Source organism: Streptomyces actuosus (assembly GCF_016921115.1).
Lineage (GTDB): Bacteria > Actinomycetota > Actinomycetes > Streptomycetales > Streptomycetaceae > Streptomyces > Streptomyces actuosus_A.
Genome location: NZ_JAFFZS010000050.1, coordinates 1 through 25,314, shown reverse-complemented (window position 1 = coordinate 25,314; position 25,314 = coordinate 1). Strand labels below are relative to the sequence as shown.

Annotated in this window: 18 protein-coding genes and 1 pseudogene; 2 read left to right on the top strand and 17 right to left on the bottom strand. The window is 71.9% G+C overall.

Annotation, left to right across the window (positions count from 1 at the left end):
- Position 1 precedes the first annotated feature (1 nt).
- From JS756_RS33340 to JS756_RS33275, 14 genes are all read right to left on the bottom strand, one after another.
- Positions 2 to 649 (bottom strand): PIG-L deacetylase family protein, encoded by a 648-nt coding sequence (locus JS756_RS33340; protein ID WP_205387010.1) that lies wholly within the window; start codon positions 647 to 649, stop codon positions 2 to 4.
- On the bottom strand, positions 646 to 1,473 hold the full coding sequence (locus JS756_RS33335) for a glycosyltransferase family protein (protein ID WP_205387009.1): 828 nt from the start codon (positions 1,471 to 1,473) through the stop codon (positions 646 to 648). The genes JS756_RS33340 and JS756_RS33335 overlap by 4 nt, the downstream gene beginning before the upstream one ends.
- Entirely contained in the window at positions 1,470 to 2,744 is a 1,275-nt protein-coding gene (locus JS756_RS33330; protein ID WP_205387008.1) for a class I SAM-dependent methyltransferase, read from the bottom strand. The genes JS756_RS33335 and JS756_RS33330 overlap by 4 nt, the downstream gene beginning before the upstream one ends.
- The gene (locus JS756_RS33325; protein WP_205387007.1) at positions 2,741 to 4,015 is read right to left on the bottom strand and encodes a glycosyltransferase; all 1,275 of its coding nucleotides are present in this window, start codon (positions 4,013 to 4,015) and stop codon (positions 2,741 to 2,743) included. Before JS756_RS33325 ends, JS756_RS33330 begins: the two co-directional genes overlap by 4 nt.
- A gap of 2 nt (positions 4,016 to 4,017) precedes the next feature.
- The gene (locus tag JS756_RS33320; RefSeq protein WP_205387006.1) at positions 4,018 to 5,250 is read right to left on the bottom strand and encodes an O-antigen ligase domain-containing protein; all 1,233 of its coding nucleotides are present in this window, start codon (positions 5,248 to 5,250) and stop codon (positions 4,018 to 4,020) included.
- A gap of 1 nt (position 5,251) precedes the next feature.
- A complete protein-coding gene (locus tag JS756_RS33315; protein WP_205387005.1) occupies positions 5,252 to 6,772 on the bottom strand; it encodes a right-handed parallel beta-helix repeat-containing protein in 1,521 nt (506 codons plus the stop codon).
- Between the two features lie 15 nt (positions 6,773 to 6,787).
- Positions 6,788 to 8,749: an alginate lyase family protein gene (locus JS756_RS33310; RefSeq protein ID WP_205387004.1), complete on the bottom strand. Its 1,962-nt coding sequence runs from the start codon at positions 8,747 to 8,749 to the stop codon at positions 6,788 to 6,790.
- Positions 8,746 to 10,932 carry a bi-domain-containing oxidoreductase gene (locus tag JS756_RS33305; RefSeq protein ID WP_205387003.1) on the bottom strand — a complete coding sequence of 729 codons (2,187 nt, stop codon included), beginning with the start codon at positions 10,930 to 10,932 and terminating at the stop codon, positions 8,746 to 8,748. Before JS756_RS33305 ends, JS756_RS33310 begins: the two co-directional genes overlap by 4 nt.
- A gap of 29 nt (positions 10,933 to 10,961) precedes the next feature.
- On the bottom strand, positions 10,962 to 12,896 hold the full coding sequence (gene asnB, locus JS756_RS33300; protein ID WP_205387002.1) for an asparagine synthase (glutamine-hydrolyzing): 1,935 nt from the start codon (positions 12,894 to 12,896) through the stop codon (positions 10,962 to 10,964).
- A 3-nt stretch (positions 12,897 to 12,899) separates the two neighbouring features.
- Positions 12,900 to 14,420: a Wzz/FepE/Etk N-terminal domain-containing protein gene (locus tag JS756_RS33295; protein WP_205387001.1), complete on the bottom strand. Its 1,521-nt coding sequence runs from the start codon at positions 14,418 to 14,420 to the stop codon at positions 12,900 to 12,902.
- Positions 14,417 to 15,814, bottom strand: a complete 1,398-nt coding sequence (locus JS756_RS33290) for a Wzz/FepE/Etk N-terminal domain-containing protein (protein WP_205387000.1) — start codon at positions 15,812 to 15,814, stop codon at positions 14,417 to 14,419. The genes JS756_RS33295 and JS756_RS33290 overlap by 4 nt, the downstream gene beginning before the upstream one ends.
- Positions 15,804 to 17,075: a glycosyltransferase family 4 protein gene (locus tag JS756_RS33285; protein ID WP_205386999.1), complete on the bottom strand. Its 1,272-nt coding sequence runs from the start codon at positions 17,073 to 17,075 to the stop codon at positions 15,804 to 15,806. The genes JS756_RS33290 and JS756_RS33285 overlap by 11 nt, the downstream gene beginning before the upstream one ends.
- Positions 17,065 to 18,390: a nucleotide sugar dehydrogenase gene (locus JS756_RS33280; RefSeq protein ID WP_205386998.1), complete on the bottom strand. Its 1,326-nt coding sequence runs from the start codon at positions 18,388 to 18,390 to the stop codon at positions 17,065 to 17,067. Before JS756_RS33280 ends, JS756_RS33285 begins: the two co-directional genes overlap by 11 nt.
- A gap of 82 nt (positions 18,391 to 18,472) precedes the next feature.
- On the bottom strand, positions 18,473 to 19,951 hold the full coding sequence (locus JS756_RS33275; RefSeq protein WP_205386997.1) for a sugar transferase: 1,479 nt from the start codon (positions 19,949 to 19,951) through the stop codon (positions 18,473 to 18,475).
- Positions 19,952 to 21,461: 1,510 nt separating this feature from the next.
- On the opposite strand from JS756_RS33275, the pseudogene JS756_RS37330 reads away from it, so the two are divergent.
- Positions 21,462 to 21,746, top strand: a pseudogene (locus tag JS756_RS37330) (Scr1 family TA system antitoxin-like transcriptional regulator); the annotation flags it as partial.
- A 36-nt stretch (positions 21,747 to 21,782) separates the two neighbouring features.
- Here JS756_RS37330 and JS756_RS33265 read toward each other — a convergent pair.
- The 3 genes from JS756_RS33265 to JS756_RS33255 all read right to left on the bottom strand — a co-directional run bounded on the left by JS756_RS33265 (position 21,783) and on the right by JS756_RS33255 (position 24,550).
- Positions 21,783 to 22,829 (bottom strand): SPFH domain-containing protein, encoded by a 1,047-nt coding sequence (locus tag JS756_RS33265; protein WP_205386995.1) that lies wholly within the window; start codon positions 22,827 to 22,829, stop codon positions 21,783 to 21,785.
- 2 nt (positions 22,830 to 22,831) lie between these two features.
- Entirely contained in the window at positions 22,832 to 23,263 is a 432-nt protein-coding gene (locus JS756_RS33260) for an NfeD family protein (protein ID WP_205386994.1), read from the bottom strand.
- Between the two features lie 459 nt (positions 23,264 to 23,722).
- Positions 23,723 to 24,550 (bottom strand): helix-turn-helix transcriptional regulator, encoded by an 828-nt coding sequence (locus JS756_RS33255; protein ID WP_205386993.1) that lies wholly within the window; start codon positions 24,548 to 24,550, stop codon positions 23,723 to 23,725.
- A gap of 375 nt (positions 24,551 to 24,925) precedes the next feature.
- Here JS756_RS33255 and JS756_RS33250 point away from each other — a divergent pair.
- Positions 24,926 to 25,314 (top strand): NAD-dependent epimerase/dehydratase family protein (locus JS756_RS33250; RefSeq protein ID WP_205386992.1); only part of this gene is annotated, 389 nt, incomplete at its 3' end.

Genomic DNA, 25,314 nt, shown 5'->3' with positions numbered 1-25,314 from the left:
TTCATTCCCCCAGGTTCAGAGTGAGTTTGGTGACGGCGAACGCCTCCGCGTAGCGCGCGTGGCTTTCGATTCCGCGGATCCGGGCCAGCCCGAGGAAGGCCTCCCGGTCGTACCAGGGCCGGTGCCGTTGCGAGGGGTAGTGCTCCTGCAGCAGCCGCACCTTCCGTTCGGCGACCTCCTGCGACAGCGGCTGGTACGCCGCCGGGCGGCCGAGATCGCCGTCCCACTTGACGATCTCGTAGCCGAGCACGAGGTGGTCGCGGAACGCGGTGGTCACCAGCTTCGCCAGGCCGCGGTGATCCTGGTGCGCGTCATCGGTGCGCGGAGCCAGCACCACGTCCGGTTCGGTCCGCCCGCGCAGTTCCTCGACCGCGGCCTTGGCCTCCTCCCAGCGCGCCGGCAGCCGGCCGTCCGGCAGCTTGAGCACGGTCAGCCGCAGGTCGGCACCCGGGCAGAAGGCGGCGAGCGCGGCCTGCTCCTCCTGCTCCCGCTCGCTGCCGCCACCGGAGAGCACCAGCACGTCGACGCGGACGCCCGGCCGCGCCAGGCACAGCGTCAGCAGTGTGCCGCCGGCACCGATGGCGATGTCGTCGCAGTGCGCGCCCACCGCGACGAGCCGGTCCAGGCGCCCGGCCCCGAGCCGGATCACGCCCTCGCTCCGGAGCCGTCGGCGCCGACGGTCGCGCGGGCCCCGGCGCCGTTGCGTTCCCACACGGCCCACGGGCGGTCGCCCCGGGCGTAGGCCTCGTCGAGCGCGGCGCGCTCCTTCACGGTGTCGGTCGGCTTCCAGAAGCCGCGGTGCTGGTGCGCCACCAGCCGGCCGCGCTTGGCCAGTTGGGCGCATCCGTCGGCGACCAGGTCCCCGTTCTCCGGGATGTGGTCGAAGACCTCCTGGCGGAGGACGAAGTAGCCGCCGTTCTCCCACAGCGGCATGTCGCTCACCGCGGTGATGCCGCCCACCAGGCCGTCGTCGCCCAGGTCCACGCAGTGGAACGAGGACTGCGGCGGCACCACCATCATGGACGCCCCGGCGTCGCGCCGGGCGAACCGGTCGATCATCTCCGGCAGCGGGGCGTCGGTGAGCACGTCGGCGTAGTTGGCGAGGAACATCTCGTCGCCGTCCAGATGGTGCCGCACCCGGCGCAGCCGCTCCCCGATCGGTGACTCGATGCCGGTCTGCACGAACGTGATCGTCCAGGAGGCGATGTCGGTGGACAGCAACTCGGTCCGCCCGCCCCGCAGCACGAAGTCGTTGGACGTCGTCTCCTCGTAGTTGAGGAAGAAGTCCTTGATGTGGTGGGCCCCGTACCCGAGACACAGGATGAACTCCTTGTGCCCGAAGTGCGCGTAGTAGCGCATGACATGCCAGATCAGGGGCCGCGGGCCGACCATCGCCATCGGCTTGGGCATGTCGTCGGAGGCTCCGTTGCGCATGCGCAGCCCGTAGCCGCCGCAGAACAGTACGACCTTCATGCCTTGACCTCGACAATGCTCAGTTCCGGAATGGGGAAGACGAGTCGGCCGCCCCAGTCGTGCACGAACGACAACTGCTCGACCAGTTCGGCCCGCAGGTTCCACGGGAGGACGAGGACGTAGTCCGGCCGGTCGGCGGCTATCCGCTCGGGCGGCAGGATCGGGATGCGGGTGCCCGGGGTGAACCTGCCGTGCTTGTAGGGGTTGCGGTCGACGGTGTACGGGAGCAGGTCGGGCCGGATGCCGCAGTGGTTGAGCAGGGTGTTGCCCTTGCCCGGGGCGCCGTAGCCGACGACCGTCTCGCCGCGCTCCGCCGCCTCGACGAGGAACCGCAGCAGGTCCCGGCGTACCTTGGCGACCCGGGCCGAGAACTCGGTGTACCCGGACAGCTCCTGCAGCCCGGCGGCCTTCTCCCGGTCCAGCACGTCGGCCACGTTTCCCCAAGCGCTCGACATCGCTCGTGCGGGGGAGGCCCCGTTGCCCGGCTCGCCGGCCACCTCGGTCGGCCGGGCCCACAGCCGGATGGAGCCGCCGTGCGTGGGCAGCAGCTCGACGTCCACGAGCGTGAGCCCACCGCTCGCCAGCGCCCGGATCGCGGACGCGACCGTGTAGTACTGGAAGTGCTCGTGGTAGATCGTGTCGTACTGGTTCTCCTCGATCAGGGTCAGCAGGTGCTGCACCTCGATGGAGACCCAGCCGTCGTCGGCGACCAGGGCGCGCAGCCCCCGGGTGAACCCGACCACGTCGGGGATGTGCGCGTACACGTTGTTGGCCACGACCAGGTCCGCCGGGCCGTGCTCGGCGCGGACGCCGGCGCCCGTGTCCGGGTCGAGGAACTCCGTGAGCGTGGGCACGCCCGCGTCGCGCGCTGCGGCGCCGACGTTCACCGAGGGCTCGATGCCGAGGCAACGGATCCCGCGGGCCACCATGTGCTTCAGCAGGTACCCGTCGTTGCTCGCGACCTCGACCACGAAGGCGTCGCTGCCGAGGTCCAGCCGCTCGACGGCGTCGGCGACGAAGGTGCGGGCGTGCTCCACCCAGGAGGTCGAGTACGAGGAGAAGTAGGCGTACTGCGTGAACGTCTCCTCCGGCGTGATCAGCGGAGGGATCTGCGCGAGCCAGCAGTCGGTGCAGACCCGCAGGTGCAGCGGGTACGTCGGCTCCGGCTGGTCCAGTTGGTCCGCGGCGAGAAAGCTCTCGCACGGCGGCGTCGCCCCGAGATCGACGACGCTCGCCAGCGCCGTCGAGCCGCAGAGTCGGCATCGTGTCATCTACTGCCCCCATCCCGCTCGCGCGGCTGCCCCCGCCGCGAGCCAGTGTGTTCGTCCCCAACCGGTGGCGGGCCGTCCCCGCCGCCGGACCGACCCGCGATCGCGGTGCGGTAGCCATCCACCAGGCGCTCCAGCCCGACGGCCGGGCTGAAGTCCTGTTCGTAACGGCGCCGGGCCGCCTGGCCCATCTCCCGGTTGCCGGCCCCCTCGGCCGTGATCCGGCGCAGGCAGGACACGAGCGAGGCGGACTCGCCCGGCCGGTGCAGCAGCCCGGTCACCCCGTCCTCGACGAGCTCGACGAAGGCGCCGTGACCGGCGGCGACGACCGGCACCCCCGCCGCCATCGCCTCCACGACGACCAGCCCGAACGCCTCCAGCCATGTGGACGGGGCCACCACGGCGACCGACCGCGCGATCGCGCGCCGGCACTCCGCCGTGTCGTACAGGCCGACGTAGCGCACGTCGTCCCGGCCCGCCGCCCAGGCGGCCACCTCCTGCTCCAGTGGCCCCGTGCCGGCGACCACGAGCGGCACGCCCACACCGCCGTCGGCGGCGATCTCGTCCCACGCGGTCATGAGCAGTCGCACGCCCTTGGCCTCGGCGAGCCGGCCCAGATAGAGCAGATGCTCGCCGGCGCCCGCTCGCAGGGTGCCCGGTTCGGGCACGAAGTTGTGCTTCACCGCCAGGCGCTCGGCCGGCATGCCGGCCCGCACCAGGACGTCGCGCTGCGCCGCGGAGATGCAGAAGAACCGCTCCACGCCGGACCACCACCGCCGCCGGTTGACCGACAGGCTGACCGCGAGCGGGACCGTCGCCAGCCGGGAGCTCCGGTAGCAGCCGTGCCGGACGGCGGGCAGCGGCGTGGACCCGACGCACTCGGTGCACGGCCGGCCGTCCCGCTGCAGCGTGCCGGGCGGGCAGACCTGGGTGTAGTTGTGCAGGGTGGCGACGGCGGGCACGCCGGCGTCGGCGCAGGCGGCCAGTACCGCCGGCGACAGGAGCGGGAAGACGTTGTGGACGTGCACCACGTCCGGGCGCCCGGTGCGCAGCCGGGCGGCGAGCTCCGTGCGGACCGCCGGATTCCACGGCACCAGCAGCGGTATCGCCGCCTTGCCCAGCAGGGACCGGGTGGCGATGTCGTCGCTGTGCCGCTCGAACACCTCGACCCGGTGGCCGGCCCCGCGCAGCAGCGCCACCTCCTGGTCGACGACCTTGTTCTCCCCGCTCGGCTGCGCCGAGGCGTAGCGGTTGTGCACCACGAGGACGTGCATGCTCAGGTCACCTCCGATCCACGGGCCCGTCGCGGGGCGCGTCGTCGAGGAACGTCGGGCGTCGGGAGGGCCGTGGCCGTGGCGGGTGCCGCCAGCAGCGAGGCGGCCACGGCCAGATGCAGCAGATACGGCGAGGCGTCGCCCAGCCCGGCCTCGGTGTACGACGCGATCGCGCAGTAGCTGATCAGGAAGATCGCGCAGGCCCTCTCCAGCGACGGTGGCCGCAGCAACGCGACCCCGCCCAGCACGATGACGAACGCCGCCACCAGGGCGACGCCGGTCAACCCCTGCTCGTTGTAGACGGCCAGCCAGCTGTTGTCGATCGGCAGCCCGCCGAACGACTTGTCGCCCAGGCCCACCCCGAACAGGTACTCCGAGGTCGTCCGGGGTGCTGCCAGCAGGGCGTCCCAGACCTTGGCCCGGCCGGTGAGGCTGGTGAAGTTCTCCTGGCTCTGTCCGCGCAGGAACCACGCCTGCAGCGCGGAGCCGAACACCACCGCGGCCACGGCGGCGCACACCACCGCCCGGGTGAAGAACCGGCGGGCGGCGGTGCTGGTCAGGATGAGCGAGCCGATCGCCAGCGCCAGCCCGACGAGCAGGCCGATCGTGGCCGTCCGGGTGTGGGTCAGTGCCAGCAGCACGAGTGAGGGCACGACGACCAGCGCCGCGCTGCGCCGGTCGGTCCGATGTCCCAGAACGAGCAGTACGGCGAGCCCGATGATCACCGCGGCGTACTGCCCGATCTGCGGCGGGGTCAGCGGCCACAACGCGCCGACGAGCCGCCCGCCGTAGAGGTCGGGCATGGCGGCGCCGGGTGAGACGATCGCACCGGCGGCCACTGTCCCGAGGACCATGAAATAGATCCGGATGTGGTGTCGGACGAACGTCGTGCCGCCGTCCCACCAGCGGCTGAGCAGCCACAGCGTGCCGATGAACAGAGCCAGCCGGGCGCAGCGGAACAGCGCGCCGAACCCGGACTCCAGGTTCACGCTGGAGAGCAGGCTCGGCACCAGCAGCAGGGTGAGCAGGAGCAGGTAGGCGCTGGGCCGGACGCGCAGCCGGAGATTGACGATGAGCGCCAGCGCGAACGCGGCGACCAGCGCGCCCATGGTGGCCATCTGGATGAGGGAGCGGGGCAGCGGGACGATGGTCTTCGCCCCGGCGGAGCCGAGCGTGTTGAGGATCAGCAGCCCCCAGGCCGTCCCGACGATCTTCGGCGTGTGGTCGGTGCGCATCTCAACCACCGTCCCGTGCGCGGAAGGTGCTGCCCGCGTCCTGCTGGTACGGCGTGCCCTGCCACTGACCGGGGTCGAGTGTCCGGCTCGGGTCGTGGGCGACGAACGTCCATGGTCCGACGTAGACGTTGTCGTGCCAGCGGTTGTGCTGCGTGCGGGTGATCGCCTCGGCCACCCGCTCGCCCTGGTACGGCGACCAGTCCGGATAGGTGCCGTAGTTGGCCAGCACCGCCATGCGGTCGCACTGCACCGTGCAGTCGACGACGGACTTGTCCAGCACGAACCGGTTGTCGTGGATGTCCACCCACTGGGTCTTCCACCGGCAGTCGGCGTAGAGCGGTGCGGTGGCGATGGCCGGCTGCACACAGCGGGCGGTGTTCTTCACCAACAACGTGCAGGTGCCGGACGAGGTGTTGGCCGGGCTGTTGCAGAACCGGTCGGCGTTCTCCCACAGGGTGATTCCGGACCAGTTGTTCTCCAGCACGTTCCGGTAGATCTCGATCTTGTGCGTGCGGGCTTCGACCCGTGGTTCGCCGCCGGACTCGGACAGGTAGACCGTCGCGAACGGGAAGCTGTCGCCGCGGTCGGCATGCCTGCGGCCCTCGACCCAGTTGTTCCTCCGCATCGTGTTCTTCCGGATGACCGCGTTGTAGCTGGCCTCGTAGATCAGAGCGGCGCCGTCGTTGGCCTCCAGCACGTTGTCCTCGATGCGGAAGTCGTTGTTGTTGGTGTCCGCCCACAGCCCGGGGCCGTGGTTGTCGTGCACCCAGTTGCCGCGTACGTCGGCGCCGTCGACGGCCCAGAACTTGACTCCGCCGGCGCAGCCGCAGCCCGGCTGCCGCCGCTCCCAGTCGTCCCTGTTGTTGCCCACGATCTCGTTGCCCTCGACCACCAGGCCGCTGATGACGCCGGAGGCCTTGTACGCGTTCATCCCGTACTGGCCGTTGGCGCGCAGGCAGCTGTCGCGGACCTGCTGGTGGGCACCCGCCATCAACCCGGCGCCGGAGTTGTTCTGGATCGTCGCGTGCTCGATCACCCACCCGTCGGCCGAGTCGTGGTTGACCACGCCCTCGTTGTGCGGCGCGACGAACCCCTGCACGGTCAGGTGGCGGAGGGTGACGTTGCGGGCGGTGCCTCCGAACGCGTACTGGTTGGTCCTGCGGCCATCGAGCACCGCGCCGGGCGCGCCGAGGTAGGTGTCCCCCTCCTTGGGGAGGACCTGGGCGTAGCGGTCCGGTTCCAGCCTGTGGGTGCCCGGCCGAAGCCAGAACGTGGTGTTCGGGGGGCTGTTCTTGGTCTTCACGGCCAGATCACCGGGCACCGCGGGGTCGACCGTGACCGCGCCCGCCGGCGCCTTCGCCGGCCCGGCCGGGGGCTCGGCGCACACCCGGGCCACGGACGCGGGCGGCGCGGCGGTCGGCTTCGGCCGTGCGTCCGGCGTGCTGTCGCAGCCGGTCGCCGCCGTCAGAGCCAGCGCCAGCAGTGCCGCCGGCAGTGCCGGGTACCGCCACTTGATCCCCACGTGTCCTCCCCACTCCTAGCCGCGGAACCCGAGCACGGTCGTGAACTCCCCCGTGCCGTCGGCCAAGCCCGTGCCGACCAGCGTGGTGGCCGGTTCCTTGCGCCCGAAGCCGGCGGAGTACCAGCCCAGCGGCGGGTCGCTCTCGCCCCGATGCGCCCGCCAGGACAACTGCTCGGGCAGCTCGAGTGCCGCGGAGCGGTCCTCGCCGTCCCGGGTCCACGTGAGCACCGCCCGGTTCCCCGCGAGGTCCGCGGCGATCGCCGGGCCGAGATGGAACGCCAGCCGCACCGGCCGGCGCGGGCCGCGCACCTCGTCGACCACCCTCAGCTCCCGGCTCGCGGCCGTCAGTTCCACCCGGCGGCGGTGCACGGTGGGCCGGTAGCCGTCGTGCTCGGCGCACCAGCGGGCCGTCCCCCCGTCGGAGGGGTCCGCGGTGTCCGCGACCAGGACGCGGCTGCGGGCCTGCCGGGTCCACAGGAACGGGCCTCCGGAGACGGACTGGTCGGCGCCGTCCACCTGCAGGGTGTTGTGGCCGAGGGTCGACCGGAAGTACTGCCGCCACTCGGGCTGCCCGTGGTAGCAGAACGTTCCCGGGTCGGCGAGCACGTCGACCCCGTCGTGCCGGACCTCCAGGGACAGCGCGTCGGCGTGGGCGTGCGCGGCGATGGACAGGAACCCGTGCGGACCACCGTCGCAGCGGCACCAGATCTCCGCCGGACCGCGCAGGATGGTCATGCCCGCATCGGCGAAATGGGCCGGTCGGCCTGCCGGGCGGGACACGGCCGGTGCGGTGGGCCGGATGAGCCCGGCCAGCAGCGGGGTGCGCACATCGGTGCCGGTCACCGTCGGCCACCAGCCGAGCCGACCGAACACGGCGTCCCCGGTGGCCAGCAGCGAGGCCCAACGGTCGGTGCCCGCGCCGTCCACGACCAGGCCGTGCCCGTCGTCCGCGTCGCCCTGGCGCGGCGGCCGCAGCCGGTTGTCCACGACGGCCGCGAGCGCGTCGGTCATCCGCAGGAGCACCAGCCGGATCGACGCGGGGACCGGCACGCCGGCGGCATCGGCCTCGGCCACCGCGGCCAGAGCGAGCTCCAGCACCAGTCCGTGATACTCGCTGGCCAGCTCGCGGTTGAGGCCGGAGCCGAAGGTGTTGCTCCGCAGATGCCGCTCCAGGGACCCCAACGCGTCGGCCCGCCAGCGCGCCGAGGAGGGGAACCACCCGAACGCGCAGGCCGCGGCGAACTGCCCGGCGGCCTCGGCGATGATGTGGTTGTTCGCCGAGGACCCCCGGCTGGGGAAGGCGGCCAGCCAGCGCTGGTGGTGCCAGATCTGGTTCCGCGCCACCGGGTTGCCCTCGAACAGCCCGGCCGCACCCGGCCAGCCGTCCAGCAGCCGGCGGATCCACACCCAGGACAGCAGCCTGATCCCCAGCTCGATGCCGCTGGTCCAGTGCACTCCGCGCAGCGGCGCGTTGGCAGCCCACCACGACCGCAGGTGCTCGGCCACGCGCTCGGCGTACCGCTCGTCCCCGGTGATCGCGTAGGCGGCGGCGAGCACGGTGAGGTACTGGTGCCGGGACGGCTCCCAGATCTGCTTGATGTCCCCGACGGCTTCCTCGTTCCGGTACGGCACGTCGAAGGCGTAGCCCCACGGCGCCCGGCGGCCGGTCTTCGGGTCGTACCACCAGTCCGGGTCGGCCAGGTCGTCGCGGACCACGCCGAAGAACTCGGCGTGCCCGGCCATCAGCCGGTCCGCCTCGGCGATCAGGCGCTTCGCGGCGTCCGGTGGCACCGCGGCGATCGTCCCTGCGGGCAGTACCGCGGTGAAACGGGCGCCGGTCACGCTCGGGCAGTCCGGCCGCGCGGAGCGCCACCGCCGCCTGCGCACCGCGTCGCCCACCCGGCCGCCGACCTCTCGCGGACCCATCCGGGACAGCCGCCGCAGGTACCAGCCCGCACTCCCCGAGCTCACAGTCATCGCGCTCTCGCCAACGTCACCGGCGCGCCGCCGGCCAGGCCGGCCTGCACGGCGAGGGTGGCCGCCGTGGTGGCGGCCAGCGACTGAAGCGGCACCGGCATCGGCCCACCGGTCCGCACGGCCCTGATGAACGTGGCCAGTTCGGCGGACTGGCCCTTGTCCCGGGCCCTGGGCAGCCGCGAACCGACCCACCGCTTGCGGCGGCCGTCGTAGACGGCGGCACGGACGAAGTCGTCGAGCCGCAGCGCGCGGCCGTCCGCGACCAGGTCCAGCGTCTCCTTCGGGAAGCCCGCCGGGCCGGTGGTGACGTAGCTGACGGTGGCGGTGGACCCGTCCGGGTAGTGCAGCACGACCTGCAGGTCCTCGTTGCCGGAAGTGGCGACCGCGTACACCGAGACCGGGTCGGCCCCGAGCAGCCAGCTCGCCGTGTCGATGAAGTGCCCGCCCTCGCCGGCGAACCGTGACCCCTCGGCGCTCTGCTGGAGGTACCAGCTTCCGTGCTGCAGGCGGCCCGCGTTGACCAGGTAGCGCAGGCTCGCCGGACCGCTCCGGACGCCGAACCGCTCCCTGGCCTCCTGCAACAGCGGGGCGAACCGGCGGTTGAAACCCACCTGCAGCCGGTCGTTCCCGGACTCCTCCACCGCCGCGAGCACGCCGGCCAGTTCGTCCTCGGTGAGCGCCAACGGCTTCTCCACGAACACGGCCTTGCCGGCCAGCAGCGCCTTCCGGGTCAGTTCGGCGTGCGAACTGTGCCGGGTGACCACGAACACCGCGTCGACGGCCGGGTCGCCGAGCGCGGCGTCGAGGTCGGTGGTCGCCTCCTTGAAGCCGAACTTCCGTTTCGCGTTGGCCGCGGACAGTGCCGTCGTGGTGACGACCGTGGACAACTCGACGCCGTCGCGCTGCGCCAGATGCGGCAGCAGCATCGACGTCGCGTAGTTGCCCGCGCCGACGAACGCGAGCCGCACCGGCGCCTTGGCGGGCCGCGCCGGGGCGGGCGCCGCGGTGCCGCGGCGCACCGCGGGGACGTCCACCTCCGGGGCCTCCGCCTCTCCCGTGTGCTCGGGGTACCGGAACAGCACGGCCACGGCCTTCAGGTCGCCGTCCTTCAGACGCCGGTACGTCTCGACGGCGTCGTCGAAGTCGGCGATGTGGGAGACCAGGGGCTCCACGTCGACGCTGCCGCGGGCGACGAGATCGATGAAGCACGCCAGATTGCGGCGCTCGGTCCAGCGCACGTAGCCGATCGGGTAGTCCCGCCCCTGGAGCTCGTACTCCGGGTCGTAGCGCCCGGGGCCGTAACTGCGGGAGAACCTGACGTCGAGCTCCTTCTCGTAGTAAGCGTTCCACGGCAGGTCCAGGCGGCATTTGCCGATGTCGACGACCCGGCCGCGGTCCCGGCAGAGCCGGGCGGCCAGCTCGACGGGCTGGTTGCTGCCGCCTCCGGCGGCCAGGTACACCTGGTCCACGCCGTGACCGCCGGTGAGTTCGGCGACGGCGGCTTCCACCGCTGCGGACGCGGGATCGCCGCAGGCCGCGGCGCCCAGGCGCTCGGCGAGTTCGCAGCGCACCGGGTCGGGGTCGACCCCGAGGACGCGGACCCCCGAGGCAGCGAGCAGCTGCACCACCAGCTGCCCGATCAGCCCGAGTCCGATGACCAGGGCCACGTCGCCGAGCTGCGACTCGCCGCGGCGCACGCCCTGCAACGCGATCGACCCGACGGTCCCGAAGGCCGCGTGCCGCGGCGCGAGACCGTCCGGCAGCGGGGCGTAGAGGTTCTTCGGCACCCAGTTCAGCTCGGCGTGCAACGCGTGCTCGTTGCCGGCGCAGGCCACGAGGTCGCCGACCTTCACGTCGTCGATCCCGGCGCCGACCTGCTCCACCACCCCGCACAGCGAGTAGCCCAGCGGCGTGTAGGAGTCCAGCTTGCCCATCACCTTGCGGTAGGTGGCGGGCACTCCGTTGGTGGCCACGCTCTGCATGACCTTGGCCACCTGGTCCGGCCGGGAGCGGGCCTTGCCCAGCATCGACATGCCGGCCTCGGACACCTTCATCAGTTCGGTGCCGGTGGAGATCAGCGAGTAGGCGGTGCGGACCAGCACACCGCCCGGCTTGCACCCCGGTACCGGCACGTCGAGCACCGCCAGCTCGCCGCTCTTGTAGTTCTGAACAACCTGTTTCACCAGAAGTCCCCTTGATTCTGAGCCGTGTTCTACGCCGCCGAGCGAGCGCTCCGGCCGGATGCGGAGGTCGCGTCGCGGTACCAGTACTCGAGGGTCAGCACATGCCACAGATGCTTGGAGAAGTCCCGCTGCCCGGCGGCGTCCTCGGCGACCATGCGCTCCAGCGCGTCGCGGCGCAGGAGCCCGGAACCGACGAGCACGCCGTCCTGCACCACCTCGCGCACCAGCGGTGCCAGATCCCGGCTCATCCAGGCCCGCAGAGGGGCGCTGAACAGGCCCTTCGGCCGATAGACGATCTCCCGTGGCAGGATCGAGGTGGCCGCCTCCTTCAGGACGGCCTTGCCCTGCCGTCCGACGATCTTGCGTTCGCCGGGGACGGCGAACGCCGCCTCGACCACCTCGACGTCCACGTACGGCACCCGCACCTCGGTCGACGCGGCCATGCTCGACCGGTCCGTGTACGTGAGGTTCAGCCCCGGCAGGAACATCCGGGTGTCTCCCAGGCACATGCGGTTGACGAAGTCGTCGAGGTCGTTGTCCCGGTAGACGTCCGCATGCTCGGTCAGCACGTCCTCGACCGTCCCGGCCAGGTCCGGATCGACCAGGTCGAGCAGCTCCTGCCGGTCGTACATGGTGTAGCTGCGCCGGAACGCGGTCTCCTCCGGCAGGTCGGCGAAGGACAGGAACCGCTTCGCGAACCGCACCGACCGGTACCCCCGGCGGGCCGTGGCGACCGGCAGCCGGTCCACGGCCCCGGACAGGCCGCGTCGCAGGGGCCGCGGGATGCGCTGGTAGCGCAGCGCGAGCAGGTTGGCCAGGTGCTTGCGGTAGCCGGCGAACAGCTCGTCCGCGCCCATGCCCGAGAGCATCACCTTGACCCCGGCCTCCCGGGCGGCCGAGCAGATCAGGAACGTGTTGATCGCGGCGGGGTCGCCGATCGGTTCGTCCAGGTGGTAGGTCATCCGCGGCAGCAGGTCGAGCACGTTCGGAGCGATCTCGATCTCCTGCAGGTCGACGCCGAACCGCTCGGCGACCTGGCGGGCGTAGCGCAGGTCGTCCGGCATCGCCTCGAACCTGGCGTCCTCGGCGCGGAACCCGATCGTGTAGGCGGAGATCCCGGGCTGGTGGCGGGCCGCCAGCGCGGTCAGGTAGCTGGAGTCGAGGCCGCCGGACAGGAAGGTCGCCACGGGCACGTCGGCGAGCAGGTGACGCCGGGTCGACTCCTCGACGACGGCTGCGAGGTCCGGCTGTTCGCCGGCCCGGGCCCGTTCCCGGCCCTCGGAGGCGACGTCCCTCAGGTTCCAGTACCGGCCGCGCTCCACCCGGCCGTCGGGCCGGCACCTCAGCCAGCTTCCCGGCGGCAGCTTCTCCGCCTCGCGCAACGCACACCGCGAGTCCGGCACCCAGTAGTACAGCAGCGAGGCGACCAGCGCCGCGGGGTCCACCTCCAGCGAACCGCCGGTCGCGGCCGAGAGCGCCTTGAGCTCGGAGGCGAACACCAGGCCCTCGCCGCGCCGGAGCAGGAACAGCGGCTTGATGCCGAGCTGGTCGCGGGCGAGCACCAGGTCACCGGTTCGCTCGTCGAAGATCCCGAAGGCGAACATGCCGCGCAGCCGGGGCAGGCAGTCCGTGCCCCAGCGCCGCCAGGCCTCCAGCAGCACCTCGGTGTCGGAGGTTCCGCGGAAGCGCACGCCTGCCGCTGCCAGTTCGGCACGCAGCTCGGGCGCGTTGTACAGCTCGCCGTTGTACGTCAGGACGAGGCCGCCCGAGGCCATCGGCTGGGCCCCGGTGTCGGACAGGTCGATGATGGCCAGCCGGCGGTGCCCGAGGTGCACTTCGCCGTCACCGGCCCGGTGGCTGTACCGGCCCGCGCCGTCCGGACCGCGGTGGGCGAGGGTATCGGTGAGCCGGTCGGTCACGGCCTTCCCGTCCGGCCACCGGTACGTGCCTGCGATGCCACACATGTCCTACCGTGCCTCCTGGTCGCTGTCCGGGATCCGTGCCGCCCACAGCGGCACCCGCTCCGTCCGCCGCCGGCCCGTCCCGTTCTGCCGGGCCGCCCGCTCGCTCTGGCCGCGCAGCGCGGTGTCGAGCCCGTCCCACAGCGTGCCGTCGGTCCGGTCGCGCGGATCGGGGTCGATCAGCACCACACCGATCACCGGAATGTGCTGGTCCGCGAGTTGCCGTGCCACGGTGTGCAGCCATGCGGCGCTGCCGTGCCCGGCCCGTACGACGAGCACGGTCCGGGTGCCGAGGTACTGCAGGTCGGTCCACGCCGTGCCGGGCGCGACCGAGCCGACGCCGAGCCGGCGCTCCGGATACGGCTCGGACGCGGCACGCTCGCCGCCGACCACGGTCGGGTCTCCGGGCTTCGGGCGGCGGTCGGCGAGCAGCAGCCCGGGCAGAGCGTCGACGACGACCACTGGCTCCTCCGCGGCCAGTGCCCGGGCGACGTCCAGGGCGATCGTGCCCGCGCTGCGCGCACACCCCAGTTCCAGCAGCGACACCGGTTCCGCGGAGTCCCGCACGGTGCGGGCCAGGGACGTGGTGAGCCTCGTCCGTGCCGCCCGGATCCGGCGGCGCCGCCACAGCCTGCCCGACCGGCGGGGCAGCTCCGCGATGACCGAGGCGCCGAGGTTCGCCGCGATGTCCCGGCGCAGCACGGGGCGGTCCGCCACCACCGAGCCGACCGCGGCCACCGCGAGCCCGAGGACCAGCCCGAGGACGAGCCCGATCGCGGCATCGGTGGCGGCGGTCCTGGGCAACGAGCGCCGCACCGCGTGCGGGGCGTCCACGATCTGTGTGCCGGCGACGAGCTGGGGCGTACCGACGCGCGCCTCCGCGGCGCGCTGGCCGAAATCGGTGATCCGCGAGGTGAGTTCCGCCCGGCGGGCGAAGAGCGACTCCATGTTCGCCGACGCCTTCGGCCCGCTGTCCGGTGATGCGTCCCCGATCGCCTTGTTGACCTGGGCGAGTTCGTCCCGCATGCGGTCACGCTGGTCGAGCAGGGACGTGGCCTCGGCGTTCGCGGCTTCCCGTATCCGCTTCACGTGGTCCGCGACGAACGCGTCGGCCAGCGCCTCGGCACGGGCCACCGCTTCCGCGTCGCTGGCACCCGTCACCGTGATCTGCAGCAGGTTGTTGGTCAGACCGAGCCCCTGGTAGTCCTTCATGAAGTCCTCCGGTTCTTCCGGGGACTTCAGGGACCTCAGGGCGTTGCCGGCGATGCGTGTCGTGTGCAGCAGCGCGACGTCGGTGCGGATCAGTGTTCCGGGGTCGTTCGGCTGGTCCGCCTGATGCGCGACCAGCACCTCGGTCACCGCGGTCGGCGGCGGCGGCAGCAGGACCGCCACCGCGGCGCCGGCCAGCAGCCCCAGCAGCGCCAAGGAACTCCAGAGGCGGCGCCGCCTCCGCACCGCCACCACCAGTGCCTGCAGGTCCAGCAGCGGGGCCGGGGCCGGCGACTCCGCTGTCGTACTCGTCGTCACCCTGAACCTCCCGTGGCGTGGTCGCCGATCGCGAGCGCCGGCGTGGCGGCATCCCGAGTGCGGCCTGCGGACCGCGCCGGCAGGGCCCGGACCATGCCGGCGAGGACGATGCCGACCACCTCGTGATCGGCGTCCGCGCACGCCTCGGCGATGCCGGTGAGCTCCCCCGCGGTCCAGCTGCCCGCGCTGAGCACGACCAGGGCACCGGACTCGTCGTCGCGGTCCGGCACCAGCGGTTGGGACACCGGGACCTCCACCACCCGCAGCAGGGGGTGTCCCTTGCCGGAGGACCCGGGGGAAGGCTCGCTCTCGGCCTCGGCGGCGAGCTGCCCGGCGGCCCGGCGGGCGATCTCGTCGCCGTCCGGGACGACGACCAGCAGCCGCCGGGCGTCCGGCAGCCGGTCCCGCAGGCGGGCGTACACCCGCCGGTAGCGGATCCGCCGGCCGGCCTCGTCGCCGGACGCCTGCGGAGCCGGGACGTCCCACCGGACGTCGACGCCCAGCAGCCGGCGGATCCGGGCCCGCGTGCCACCGCCCTCGGGCCGGTCCGCGAGCTGTTCGGCGGGTACGTCGACGGTGCCCAGCAGCGCCGAGCCCAGCGCCGCCGCGATCTCCGGTTCGGTGCGCAGCCGGCGGCTCATCCGTGCGGCGGTGAGATGGCCGATGACCGCGAGCAGGAAGAACAGCAGCGCCCCGGCGACGACGAGCTGCATCCTCGTCGGCGGTGCCTCGCCGGTCGGCCGGGCCGCCGACCCCATGACCACCATGTTGGCCTTGTTCGCAGCCGGGTCGGCCTGGTCCAGCTTGTCCAAGGCCTCCTGCAGCGCGGTGCGCAGTTTCTCGAGGTCGGTGCGGCCCTGCACGCTCTCCACGGTCTGCCCCGGATCGGCCGCGTCGGCCAGTTCCGTGATGCGGCGGCTGGTCTGCACCACCATCTGCCGCAGCGCCTCGGGTCCCGACGTCGTCTCCGGGTCGGTGGTGTCGCCCGCGATCCGCGCGGCGAAGGCGACGAACTGCTGGGCCACCTGGTCGGAGAGCTTCTGCGCGCGCTCCGGGGTCTCGGCCGTGCCCGAGATCTTGATGATGTTCCCGTCGGCGGCCTCGGCGCTCACCCGGTCCCGCAGCTCTCTGCCGCTGACCCCGGTCCAGCCGAGCGAGGCGGCCGCGCGGTCGAGCACCACCGAACTGGTGGCGATCTCCGTCTGCGTCAGCAGCTCGCGTTCCTCCCACGCCCCCGGCAGCAGGACCGACGCCGACGTCGTGTAGCGCGGCGGGAACACCAGCGAGGTGCCGAAGCCGACGAGGGCACCCACCACGGTGAGGACCGCGAGCAGCCGCCAGCGCCGACGGAGGATCCGCCCGATCGTGACCAGGCGTATCGTGTCATCGCTCAATGGAGCGGCCTCCTCTCCGCCCGGCACGGCGCCCCACCGACACGGGAGCGCGGTCACGGCAGGCGGCGTCGTAGGCGGCGAGCAGCGATCGCTGGGAGTTCCGCCAGGAGAGCGGCCCGTTGATCCTCTCCTGGCCGATCTTGCCCATCCGGGCCCGCTGTTCCGGGTCGTCCATCAGCCGCGCGACGAGCCCGGCGAACTCGGCCTCGTCGTCGGCGGGCGCGTAGACGGCGGCGTCACCGGCGGAGACGCGAGCCTCCCGGAGGTCGAACGAGACGATCGGCCGGCCCATCACCATGTATTCGAGGACCTTGTTCATGGTCGACACGTCGTTGAGCGGATTGCGCGGGTCGGGGGAGAGGCACACGTCCGCGGTGGACAGGTAGCGCACCAGGTCGGCGTCCGGGACGCGCCCGGTGAACTCCACCTGCTCCGAGAGCCCGAGCCGCCGGGACAGCTCCACCATCGCGTCGAAGGTGTCGCCGGCACCGACGAACACCGCGTGCCAGTCGGTCCGTCCGAACTCGTCACGCAGCTTCGCGAGGGCCCGCAAGGCGTAGTCGACGCCGTCCTGCGGACCCATGACGCCGAGGTAGCACAGCAGATGAGGCTTGCCGCGCTTCAGCTCCGGCTCGGGCGGTACGGGGCGGAACCGGTCGGTGTCGGGCGCGCTGCGCACCACGAAGACGTCCTCCGGCCGCCGGCCGCCGCGGCGCACCGCGACGTCCCGGTAGCTCTCGTTCGTGGCGAGCACGATGTCCGCGGCCCGGTAGGTCCGGCGTTCCAGGGCGCACACGGCGCGGTAGAGCAGGTCCTTGCCGCGGTCGAACCGGGACAGGTACAGCTCGGGGACCAGGTCGTGCTGATCGAAGACGAACCGTGCTCCGCGCCGCTTCAGCCACAGCGCGGGCAGGAACAGCAGATCGGGCGGGTTGCAGGCGTGGACCACGTCGACCCTGCCGACCTTGCGGGCCAGCCGGACCGTGTGCCACAACGCCGATCCGTACTCCCGCAGGTAGCCGGCCGGCCCCCCGGTGGCCGCGCGCAGCGGGTAGCGGTGGATCCGCACCCCGTCGATCTCCGCCTCCGGCTCCGTGTCCCGCTTGCTCCCCCGGGGACAGACGACGTGCACCGTCCAGCCCGCGTCGCGCAGCGTCGTGCATTCCTGCCACACCCGGCGGTCGAACGGCACCGACAGGTTCTCCACGAGGATCAGCGCACGCCGGTCCGTCCGGTCGTCGTTGGTCGTGTCACCAAGCAAGGCCCATGTACCCCGGTTCTGTCAGGCGCGTTTCGGCGTCGGGAAGGCGGATGAGATCGACGATCAGCGGGCCGTCGCCATGGGGCAGCGCCGACAGCACGGCCGGGTCCCTGGTCCCGACCAGGCAGACCTCGGCGTGTTCGAGCACCTCGTCGACGGAATCCGCGAGCAGCTGCGCGAGGTGCGGCAGCCGGGTCTCGATGTACTCGCGGTTGGCGCCGAGCAGCCGGGAGAGGCTCACGTTGGCGTCGTAGATCTTCAGGTCGTACCCCTTGCCGAAGAGCCGCTCCGCCAGCTCGACGAGAGGGCTCTCGCGGAGGTCGTCGGTGCCGGGTTTGAAGGACAGCCCGAACAGACCCGCCCGGCGCTTGCCGGTGCGCTCGACCAGCTCCACCGCACGTTGCAGATGGTCGGAGTTGGACGGCAGCACGTGGGAGAGGATGGGCACCGAGACATCGGCCCGCTGCGCCGCGTGGACCAGGCTGCGCAGGTCCTTGGGCAGGCAGGAGCCGCCGAAGGCGAAGCCGGGCCGCAGGTAGGCGGGGCTGATGTTCAGCTTGCGGTCGGCCAGGAACACGTCCATCACCTGGTGCGAGTCCACCCCGAGTGCCTGGCACACCGCACCCAGCTCGTTCGCGAAGCCGATCTTGAGGCCGTGGAACGCGTTGTCCGCGTACTTGATGGCCTCGGCCGTCGGGACCGGCACCCGGAACACCTCGCCGGGCAGGCCTTCGTACAGCGCCAGCACCGTGTCGCCGCTCGCCGGGTCGAGTTCGCCGATGACGGTCTTGGGCGGGTCGAAGAAGTCCCGCACGCTCGTGCCCTCGCGCAGGAACTCCGGGTTGACCGCGACCCCGATGTCCACCCCGGCCGTGCCGCCGACGGACTTCTCCAGGATCGGTACCAGCAGGTTCAGGCAGGTGCCCGGGAGCATGGTGCTGCGGAACACGACGGTGTGCCGGCCGCCCTGCCCGCCGTGATCCGCCAGGGCGGTGCCGATCTGCTCGGTGACCCGCTCCAAGTACGTGGTGCACAGGCTGCCGTTGGGCTCCGACGGCGTGCCCACGCAGACCAGCGACACGTCGCTGCCCATGACCGCCTCGCGGACGTCGCTCGTGGCGCGCAGCGATCCGGTCCGCACGACCTCGGCGATGAGGTCGCCGATGCGTTCCTCGACCACCGGGGCCTTGCCGTCGTTGACCAGGTCGACCTTCACCTGGTTCACGTCCACGCCGATGACCTCGTGGCCCATGCCGGCCAGGCAGGCGGCCGATACGCAGCCCACGTAGCCGAGTCCGAAAACGCTGATCCTCATGGCTCGTTCCTCCCCCCAGACAGGCCCTTTCGGCCTGCGGTCCGCGCGCCGGCGGGACCGCCGAGTCGCAGCCCCCCGCGCATCAGTAGGCCCCCTGCCCGTAGAACACCGCACGCAGCGTCTTCCACAAGATCACTGTGTCCAGGGCGAGCGACCAGTCCTCCACGTACCGAAGGTCCAGCCGTACCGCCTCCTCCCACGGCAGGTCGCTGCGTCCGCTGATCTGCCACAGGCCGGTGAGTCCGGGCTTGACCAGCAACCGCCGCCGGATGTCCGGGCCGTACGCGGCCGACTCCTCGGGCAGCGGAGGCCGGGGACCGACCAGCGACATCGAGCCTGCGAGCACGTTGAAGAGCTGCGGGAGCTCGTCGATCGAGTAGCGGCGCAGCACTGCCCCCACCCGGGTCACCCGCGGGTCCCGGCGCAGTTTGAACAGCGGGCCGGCACCCTCGTTGCGGTCGGCCAGTTCGGCACGCGCCCGGTCGGCGCCGGCGACCATGGTGCGGAACTTGAGAATGGTGAACTCGCGGCCGTCCTTGCCGACCCTGCGCTGGCGGTAGAACGCCCCGCCCCGGCTGTCCACCATCACGAGCAGCCCGACGAACACCATCAGCGGCGCGAACAACAGCAGCAGGATCGCCGAGCCCAACCGGTCGACGACGCCTTTGACCGCCCGGCGGCCTCCGGTGAAGGTCGGCATGCTGACCCGCAGCAGCGGGATCCCCAGCACCGCGTCGATGTGCAGCCGGGGGCCGGCCACCTCCATCAGCACGGGGGCCACGACCATCTCGGCGTCGCTGCCCTCCAGATTCCAGGCCAGCCGCTGCAGGCGGTCCGGTGACCAGTGCGGGTCCGGTGTGACCGCGACGACCCGGTAGCCGTCGTGGTGGACGTGTTTGGCGACGTCCGACAGCCGGCCGACGACCGGCACTCCGTCCAGTTGGTCGTCGTCGAGCCCGACGCCGTCCGTCGTGCACACCGCGTCCACCCGCCAACCGAGGTGCGGGAACTTGCGGGTTCGGGTGATCAGGTCGCGCACGGTGGCCGGGCTTCCGGCAGCGAGCACCGGTCTCAGGCAGCGTCCTTCCTTCCGCTGTTTGTGCAGCCAGAGGCGCAGCACGTACCGCGCGGTCATGGTGGTGAGCGCGATCGCGGGGATCGCGACGAAGATCCAGAGCTTGATGTTGCGCGAGGTCAGGGCGATCCCGCCGAGTGCCAGCACGACGGTCGCCGTGAACAGTGAGCGTCCGAGCCGGCGGAACTCCTCGGCGCCCTGGCCGAGTACGGCCGGCGCCCACGACCGGCTCACCGCAAGTGTCCCCAGCACCAGCAGCTCGGTGCCGAAGGCGAGAATTCCCCACTTCTCGTGCCAGTTGGCCGCGTCCCGGGCCCCGAAGAAGTTGCCGATCCCGGCCACCACGACGGCGGTGGCCACGGTGTCGCTGGTGATCACGGTACGTCGGTACCGCTGCTCCCAATCGCTCGCGGGCTGGCTGATAGCCCCGTCCGCCAGACGCCCGCGCGCCGACGGAAACGGGCTGACTAGTCCCCCTTGCCCCACAGAACCCCCCAGGTCCCCAGTGGCTCGACGTGTTCGCCCAACACTGTTTTCTCCCCCCGGGAAGGCCCTCGCCCCCGCTCTGTTCCGTCCCTCGGGAGGCCCCCCGGGCATGACGTCCCGGCTCTTTCAGAGCTACTTGAACAACCCACCCCGGCGGCAGCGGACTCGCATGTCCTGTCGGACTCCCGAGGTGTGCTGGAACCCGTCGAAACCTCAGGTGCTCCCCGCACCCGAGGCCCCCTCTCGGGGCTCCATGAATTGATCACCCCCACGTCTGGCGCCGACGCAGCGAATGCCGCGTTTCCGTAGCGCCGGACCGATAGATCATTAATGGTTGCCTGCCGTCCGAACAGCTGAAGCACGGTCAATCTAGACCATCGGGGCCAGTATGTAGAGGGGATGTGTGCAATTTGTGCTGAAGCTTTCCAGCCGGATCCGCGGAGCCATTGATCACCTGTGGATTCTTCGGCGCTGCCCCGCACTTCCGCAGGTCGGCCCGCCCTCGGGCACGACTTCTGCCCAGTGGCGCTCCGTGAGCCTCAACGGGCCTACGCAGTAGCCCGGTTGGGCGATCACGCCCCGGTGCTCGTGTACTGCGGCGCGCCGCCGGGGCTGCCCGGCCCGAGCGGGGGGACCGACCCGGACGGCGAGGTACATGGCTTGATCGCACCCGTTTTTCGACGGCACGTCCGAGAGCGTGCGCAAACCGCCACGACACCCGGATGCATGCCGTGATGTCGGCGCGCGTGATGGCGGAGGGAGGCGCGGGCAAGAGCGCACAGGAAACGATCGGTGATCGAAATACGCGGACCCGTCTGATCGACAAGTGGTGGCGATCATGTGAGGCCGACCGAGCGGTGGGGTCTGGCTGGAAACCCCGAATGAAAGGCCTGAACCAGGGTTTTGTTCGGCAGTGGTGAGTTGCGGATCTTCCCCGCGGTGCATCATGCGGAGTGCGCGGCGAATCCGGAATCCACAGCAAAGGCCCTGCGACCTGACGGTTCGCTCGCGCGTGTTTCCGATGCGCCGCCACGTACCGGCCGGAGGAGCCTCGCCGTTTCCCCTGAGAAGCGCGGCGACCTCAATTCACTGATCAACCAGCCAGTGATCTACGACCTGGAGGGCGGAGCCCCGGCCGCCCGGGCCCTTCTGCTTGCCGCCGAAGAGGCTCTGTACAGCCAGTGCGAGGGGCCGGCACCGGCCGACGCCGGGCTCTCGCTCAACGACGGGCGGCTTCGGTGGCTTCGTGGGGAGCGCGGGAAGGCGCACGGGCTCGGCTGCGAGGAACCGCTCGACCAGCGTGTCGTCCTCGCTGCCCGAACCCGACAGCCTGGCGGGGGTCGGTGACAACGGCGGCCCGTCCGCCGAGACCGTCGGGCTGCCGCTGAGCTCCGGTTCGTTCGTCGCTGCGCTGGTGCAGGTGTGGCCGGCCGGGTCCCTCAGCGCACCCTCGTGGTCGGGCGGCCCGACGGGGCGACCCTGCGCATCACCGGCAAGGAGGCCCGGGCTCCGGGATGCGGCGCGGTTGGAGGGGGAGGCGGTTGAGCTGCACCTGTACGCGACCAAGGCTGTGCCGGGACTGCTCCAGTCCGTGGAGTACGCGAGAGCGGTGTTCACCATGTGGCGGCCGTTGCTCGCACGGGAGGTCATCGAGGAGCGGGTGGCGGCCCGCCTCGCCGGGCAAGAGACCTTCGCTCGCATGCCACAGCCCACCATCAGCTTTGTCATCGAAGAGTCAGTGCTGAGGAGACCTCTGGGGGGTCGGGCGGTCATGCGGTGCCAGTTGGAGCATCTGGAGTCGCACGGGCGGTGATGCTCGGCTCGTCCCGGTTCAGTCGTCGTCGGCGCGGGGTTCGGGAGTGACCGGGCCGGAGGCGTTGTCGGCAGCGGCGGCGTCGGCGACGGCCTCCGCGGCTGCCTCCGCGGCCCGTGCCGCGTCGTCGTCGGCGGCCTGGACGGCCTTGTCGTGGGGGGTCTGCCGGCGTGTGGCCGGCGACTGGGGCAGGACCTCGCTGAACGCGCGGGACACGCCGTCGAGTGCGGAGGTGACCTCGCTGGGGATCACCCAGAAGGTGTTGCCCGGGCCCTGGGCGAGCTGGGGCAGCATCTGCATGTACTGGTAGGCGAGGAGCTTGGGGTCGGGGTCGTTGCGGTGCACGGCCTGGAAGACCTCGTCGATGGCCCGCGACTGTCCCTCGGCCGTGAGGATCGCCGCGGTGCGGTTGCCCTCCGCGCGCAGGACGGCGGCCTGCTTGTCCCCCTCGGCGGTGAGCACCTGCGACTGGCGCTGCCCCTCCGCCCCGAGGATCGCGGCTCGCTTGTCGCGTTCGGCCCGCATCTGCTTCTCCATCGCGTCCTTGATCGACTGCGGGGGGTCGATGGCCTTGATCTCCACCCGGTTCACCCTCAGCCCCCACTTGCCGGTCGCCTCGTCGAGCACGCCGCGGAGCTGGGTGTTGATGGAGTCGCGTGACGTGAGCACCTTCTCCAGGTCCATCGATCCCACCACGTTGCGCAACGTGGTGACGGTCAGCTGCTCGACCGCCTGCAGGTAGCTCGCGATCTCGTACGCGGCGGCCCGTGGGTCGGTGACCTGGAAGTAGAGCACCGAGTCGATCTCCACGACCAGGTTGTCCTCCGTGATCACCGGCTGCGGTCTGAACGACACGACCTGTTCACGCAGGTCGATCACCGGGTAGACGCGGTCGATGTACGGGATGACGACGTTGAGGCCCGGAGTCAGGGTGCGGTGGTAGCGGCCGAGCCGTTCGACGTTGCGGGCGCGGGCCTGGGGCACGATGCGTACCGCCCGCAGCACCGTGAAGACGGCGAGGAGCGCCACGATCAGTGCGGCGACGAGGACGGCCGAGAACTCCATGGTCACTCCCGGGGGTACACGAGGGCGGTGGCCCCGCTGATCTCGATGACGTCGACCGTTGCTCCGGGAGGAATCACCAGTGCCTCGTCGTAGGCGCGGGCTGTCCATTCCTCGCCGCCGATGCGGACCCTGCCGCTCGTACCCGTCACCTCCGAGACCACGTACGCGCTCTTTCCGACCAGCGCCTCCACGCCGAACCGTGCTGTCGGAGGCCGCATCGTGTGGCGCAGTACGACCGGTCGGACGAAGAGCACGGCGCCGGCGGAGACGATCGTGAACACCAGGAGTTGCAGCGGTGCGGGCAGCCCGACCGCCGCGAAACCCGCGGTGAGCAGTGCGGCTCCGCCCAGCAGTCCCAGTGCGGCGGTGAGCGTGAAGATCTCCGCCACGGCCAGCACGGCGGCGACGACGAGCCAGATCAGCCAGTAGTCCATCGCCCCTCCTGCCGCGCGCGGTGCGTGGGTGGCGGCTCGTGTCGTGCGGGTGATGCGTACCGGCCGCGCCACCTCGGACCGTTTCCTACAAGGGATCTACCCTCTCATAAAGTAAGAAATCGGATTCGGTGCAGGTGGCGTCGACACGGGACCGATCGTGGCCGTGCCGTCACGGAGGGCCACCACGTTCGGCCCCGGAGCCCGTCTGCGCCGTCCCGGGAGGTCTGCGTGCGGGCCGGAGAGCGGTCCCGACGCGCTCGGAGTGCCGTGCGGCATCCGCCGCGCACCGGGCCCGCGCCGAGGGGTGACGGGGGCGGCATCCGTCGGGCCGGTGGCGACGGCCGCACGCGCAGGCGGCCGGTCCCGGGTCGGTGCGGGTCGCCGTGGGCCCCGCCGGTCCGGTCTGTGCGAGCGCGGCGAGGGCCGGCAGTGTGACCGTGGCCGGAGGGGTGCCGGCCGTCAGGTGAGGGCCTGGATCCCTGTGACGGCGAGGAGCGCGAGGCGTTCGGCGTCCCGGCTGCCGGGTTCGGCTGTGTAGATCATGATCCGCAGGTCGTTGTCGACGGCGACGAGCACGTCGCAGTCCAGGGTGACCGCGCCGACCTCGGGGTGGTCGACGGTCTTGCGGGCGGACTGGTGCCGGCCGACGACGCCGGATTCCCAGAGTTCGTCGAACGCGGCGCTCCTGAGGCGCAGTCGGGAGACAAGACGCTGCAGGCGCCGATCGGACGGGTAGCGGCCCGCTGTGCCGCGCAGGTCGGCGACCTGCGCGGCACGCAGCGCGCCCAGGGATTCGGGGGTGTGGCGCACGCGGGTGCCGGCGCCGAGGAAGTTGCGCCACACGGCGTTGAGGTCGTCGCCGTGCCATTCCCCCATCAGTGCCGTGTACAGGGGGTTGGCGAGGAGCTGGGTCCACGCGGCGTCGAAGACCGCGACGGGTGTCCCGGTGAGTCGGTCCAGCAACCGCTGGACGCCGGGCGTGATGTACGCGGGGACCTGCTCCGGGCCCGGGGGAACGAGACCGGCGAGCTGGAAGAGATGGGCGCGCCGGCCGCCGGTGAGTCGCAGGGCCCGGGCGAGGGCTTCGACGACCTGCGCGGACGGGCTCGTGGCCCGGCCCTGTTCGAGGCGGGTGACATAGTCGACGGAGATACCGGCCAGCTGGGCCAGCTCTTCGCGCCGCAGCCCCGCCGCGCGCCGGTTGCCGCCGGTGGGAAGACCCACCGTCTCGGGCGTGACCTGGTCGCGCCAGCGGCGCAGGGCCGCGCCGAGTTCCGTCCTCGCCATGCGGGACAGTCTGTCCCAGGTGCCTCACCTCGCGCCTGGTACCCGCAGTCCCAGGAAGACGGGGCCACTGCCTGTTCCCGTCGTCCGTGCCCATCGTGGAGGCATGACAGCGACAGGGACATCCGCCGCCCCCTCCGGGTGCCGGACCCGACCGGGCGACCCGCGGCTGCTGACGGCGAGGCCCGTCGCCGACGCCGGTGTCCCCCTGCACACCCGGCGGCCGGAGTCCCCGTGTCCCGTCGCCGGCCGTGTCCCCGCGGTAGGGCCGGGCGCGGCCCCGTCCACCGGCGCGCGGGCCCCGGCCCCGGCCGCCCGACGGCAGCCCGAACAGTCGTCAACGGCCCAGCGCGCTGGGCGAGTACGAAAGGACCGAGCATGACGACCACACCATCGCCCCCGGGAGCTGCGGCCACGCCCGCGTCGCGGCCACGCGTCCTCGTCACCGGCGGGTCCGGCTTCATCGCCGGACACTGCATCCTGCACCTGCTGGAGCAGGGCTACCGGGTGCGCACGACCGTGCGCGGCCTCGGCCGCGAGCCCGAGGTCCGGGCGCAGCTCGGCGACGCCGGGATGGTGAACGGCGAAGCGTTGAGTTTCGTGGCCGCGGACCTCACGAGTGACGCGGGGTGGGCCGATGCCGGAGTAATTGTCAATAGTTGTGGACCGGTTGAGCGATCAGATCAGTCAAGCCGGCGCCTTGCACGCTCAGCTCTCCGCCAGATCACCGCCATTCCGAGCGCCAGGACGCTCACGGCGACGACCAC

Coding starts and splice junctions, on each gene's coding strand:
- JS756_RS33255 (WP_205386993.1), bottom strand. CDS start 24,550: ATGGCGAGGACGGAACTCGGCGCGGCCCTGCGCCGCTGGCGCGACCAG.
- JS756_RS33335 (WP_205387009.1), bottom strand. CDS start 1,473: ATGAAGGTCGTACTGTTCTGCGGCGGCTACGGGCTGCGCATGCGCAAC.
- JS756_RS33330 (WP_205387008.1), bottom strand. CDS start 2,744: ATGACACGATGCCGACTCTGCGGCTCGACGGCGCTGGCGAGCGTCGTC.
- JS756_RS33325 (WP_205387007.1), bottom strand. CDS start 4,015: ATGCACGTCCTCGTGGTGCACAACCGCTACGCCTCGGCGCAGCCGAGC.
- JS756_RS33280 (WP_205386998.1), bottom strand. CDS start 18,390: ATGAGGATCAGCGTTTTCGGACTCGGCTACGTGGGCTGCGTATCGGCC.
- JS756_RS33320 (WP_205387006.1), bottom strand. CDS start 5,250: ATGCGCACCGACCACACGCCGAAGATCGTCGGGACGGCCTGGGGGCTG.
- JS756_RS33310 (WP_205387004.1), bottom strand. CDS start 8,749: ATGACTGTGAGCTCGGGGAGTGCGGGCTGGTACCTGCGGCGGCTGTCC.
- JS756_RS33265 (WP_205386995.1), bottom strand. CDS start 22,829: ATGGAGTTCTCGGCCGTCCTCGTCGCCGCACTGATCGTGGCGCTCCTC.
- JS756_RS33260 (WP_205386994.1), bottom strand. CDS start 23,263: ATGGACTACTGGCTGATCTGGCTCGTCGTCGCCGCCGTGCTGGCCGTG.
- asnB (WP_205387002.1), bottom strand. CDS start 12,896: ATGTGTGGCATCGCAGGCACGTACCGGTGGCCGGACGGGAAGGCCGTG.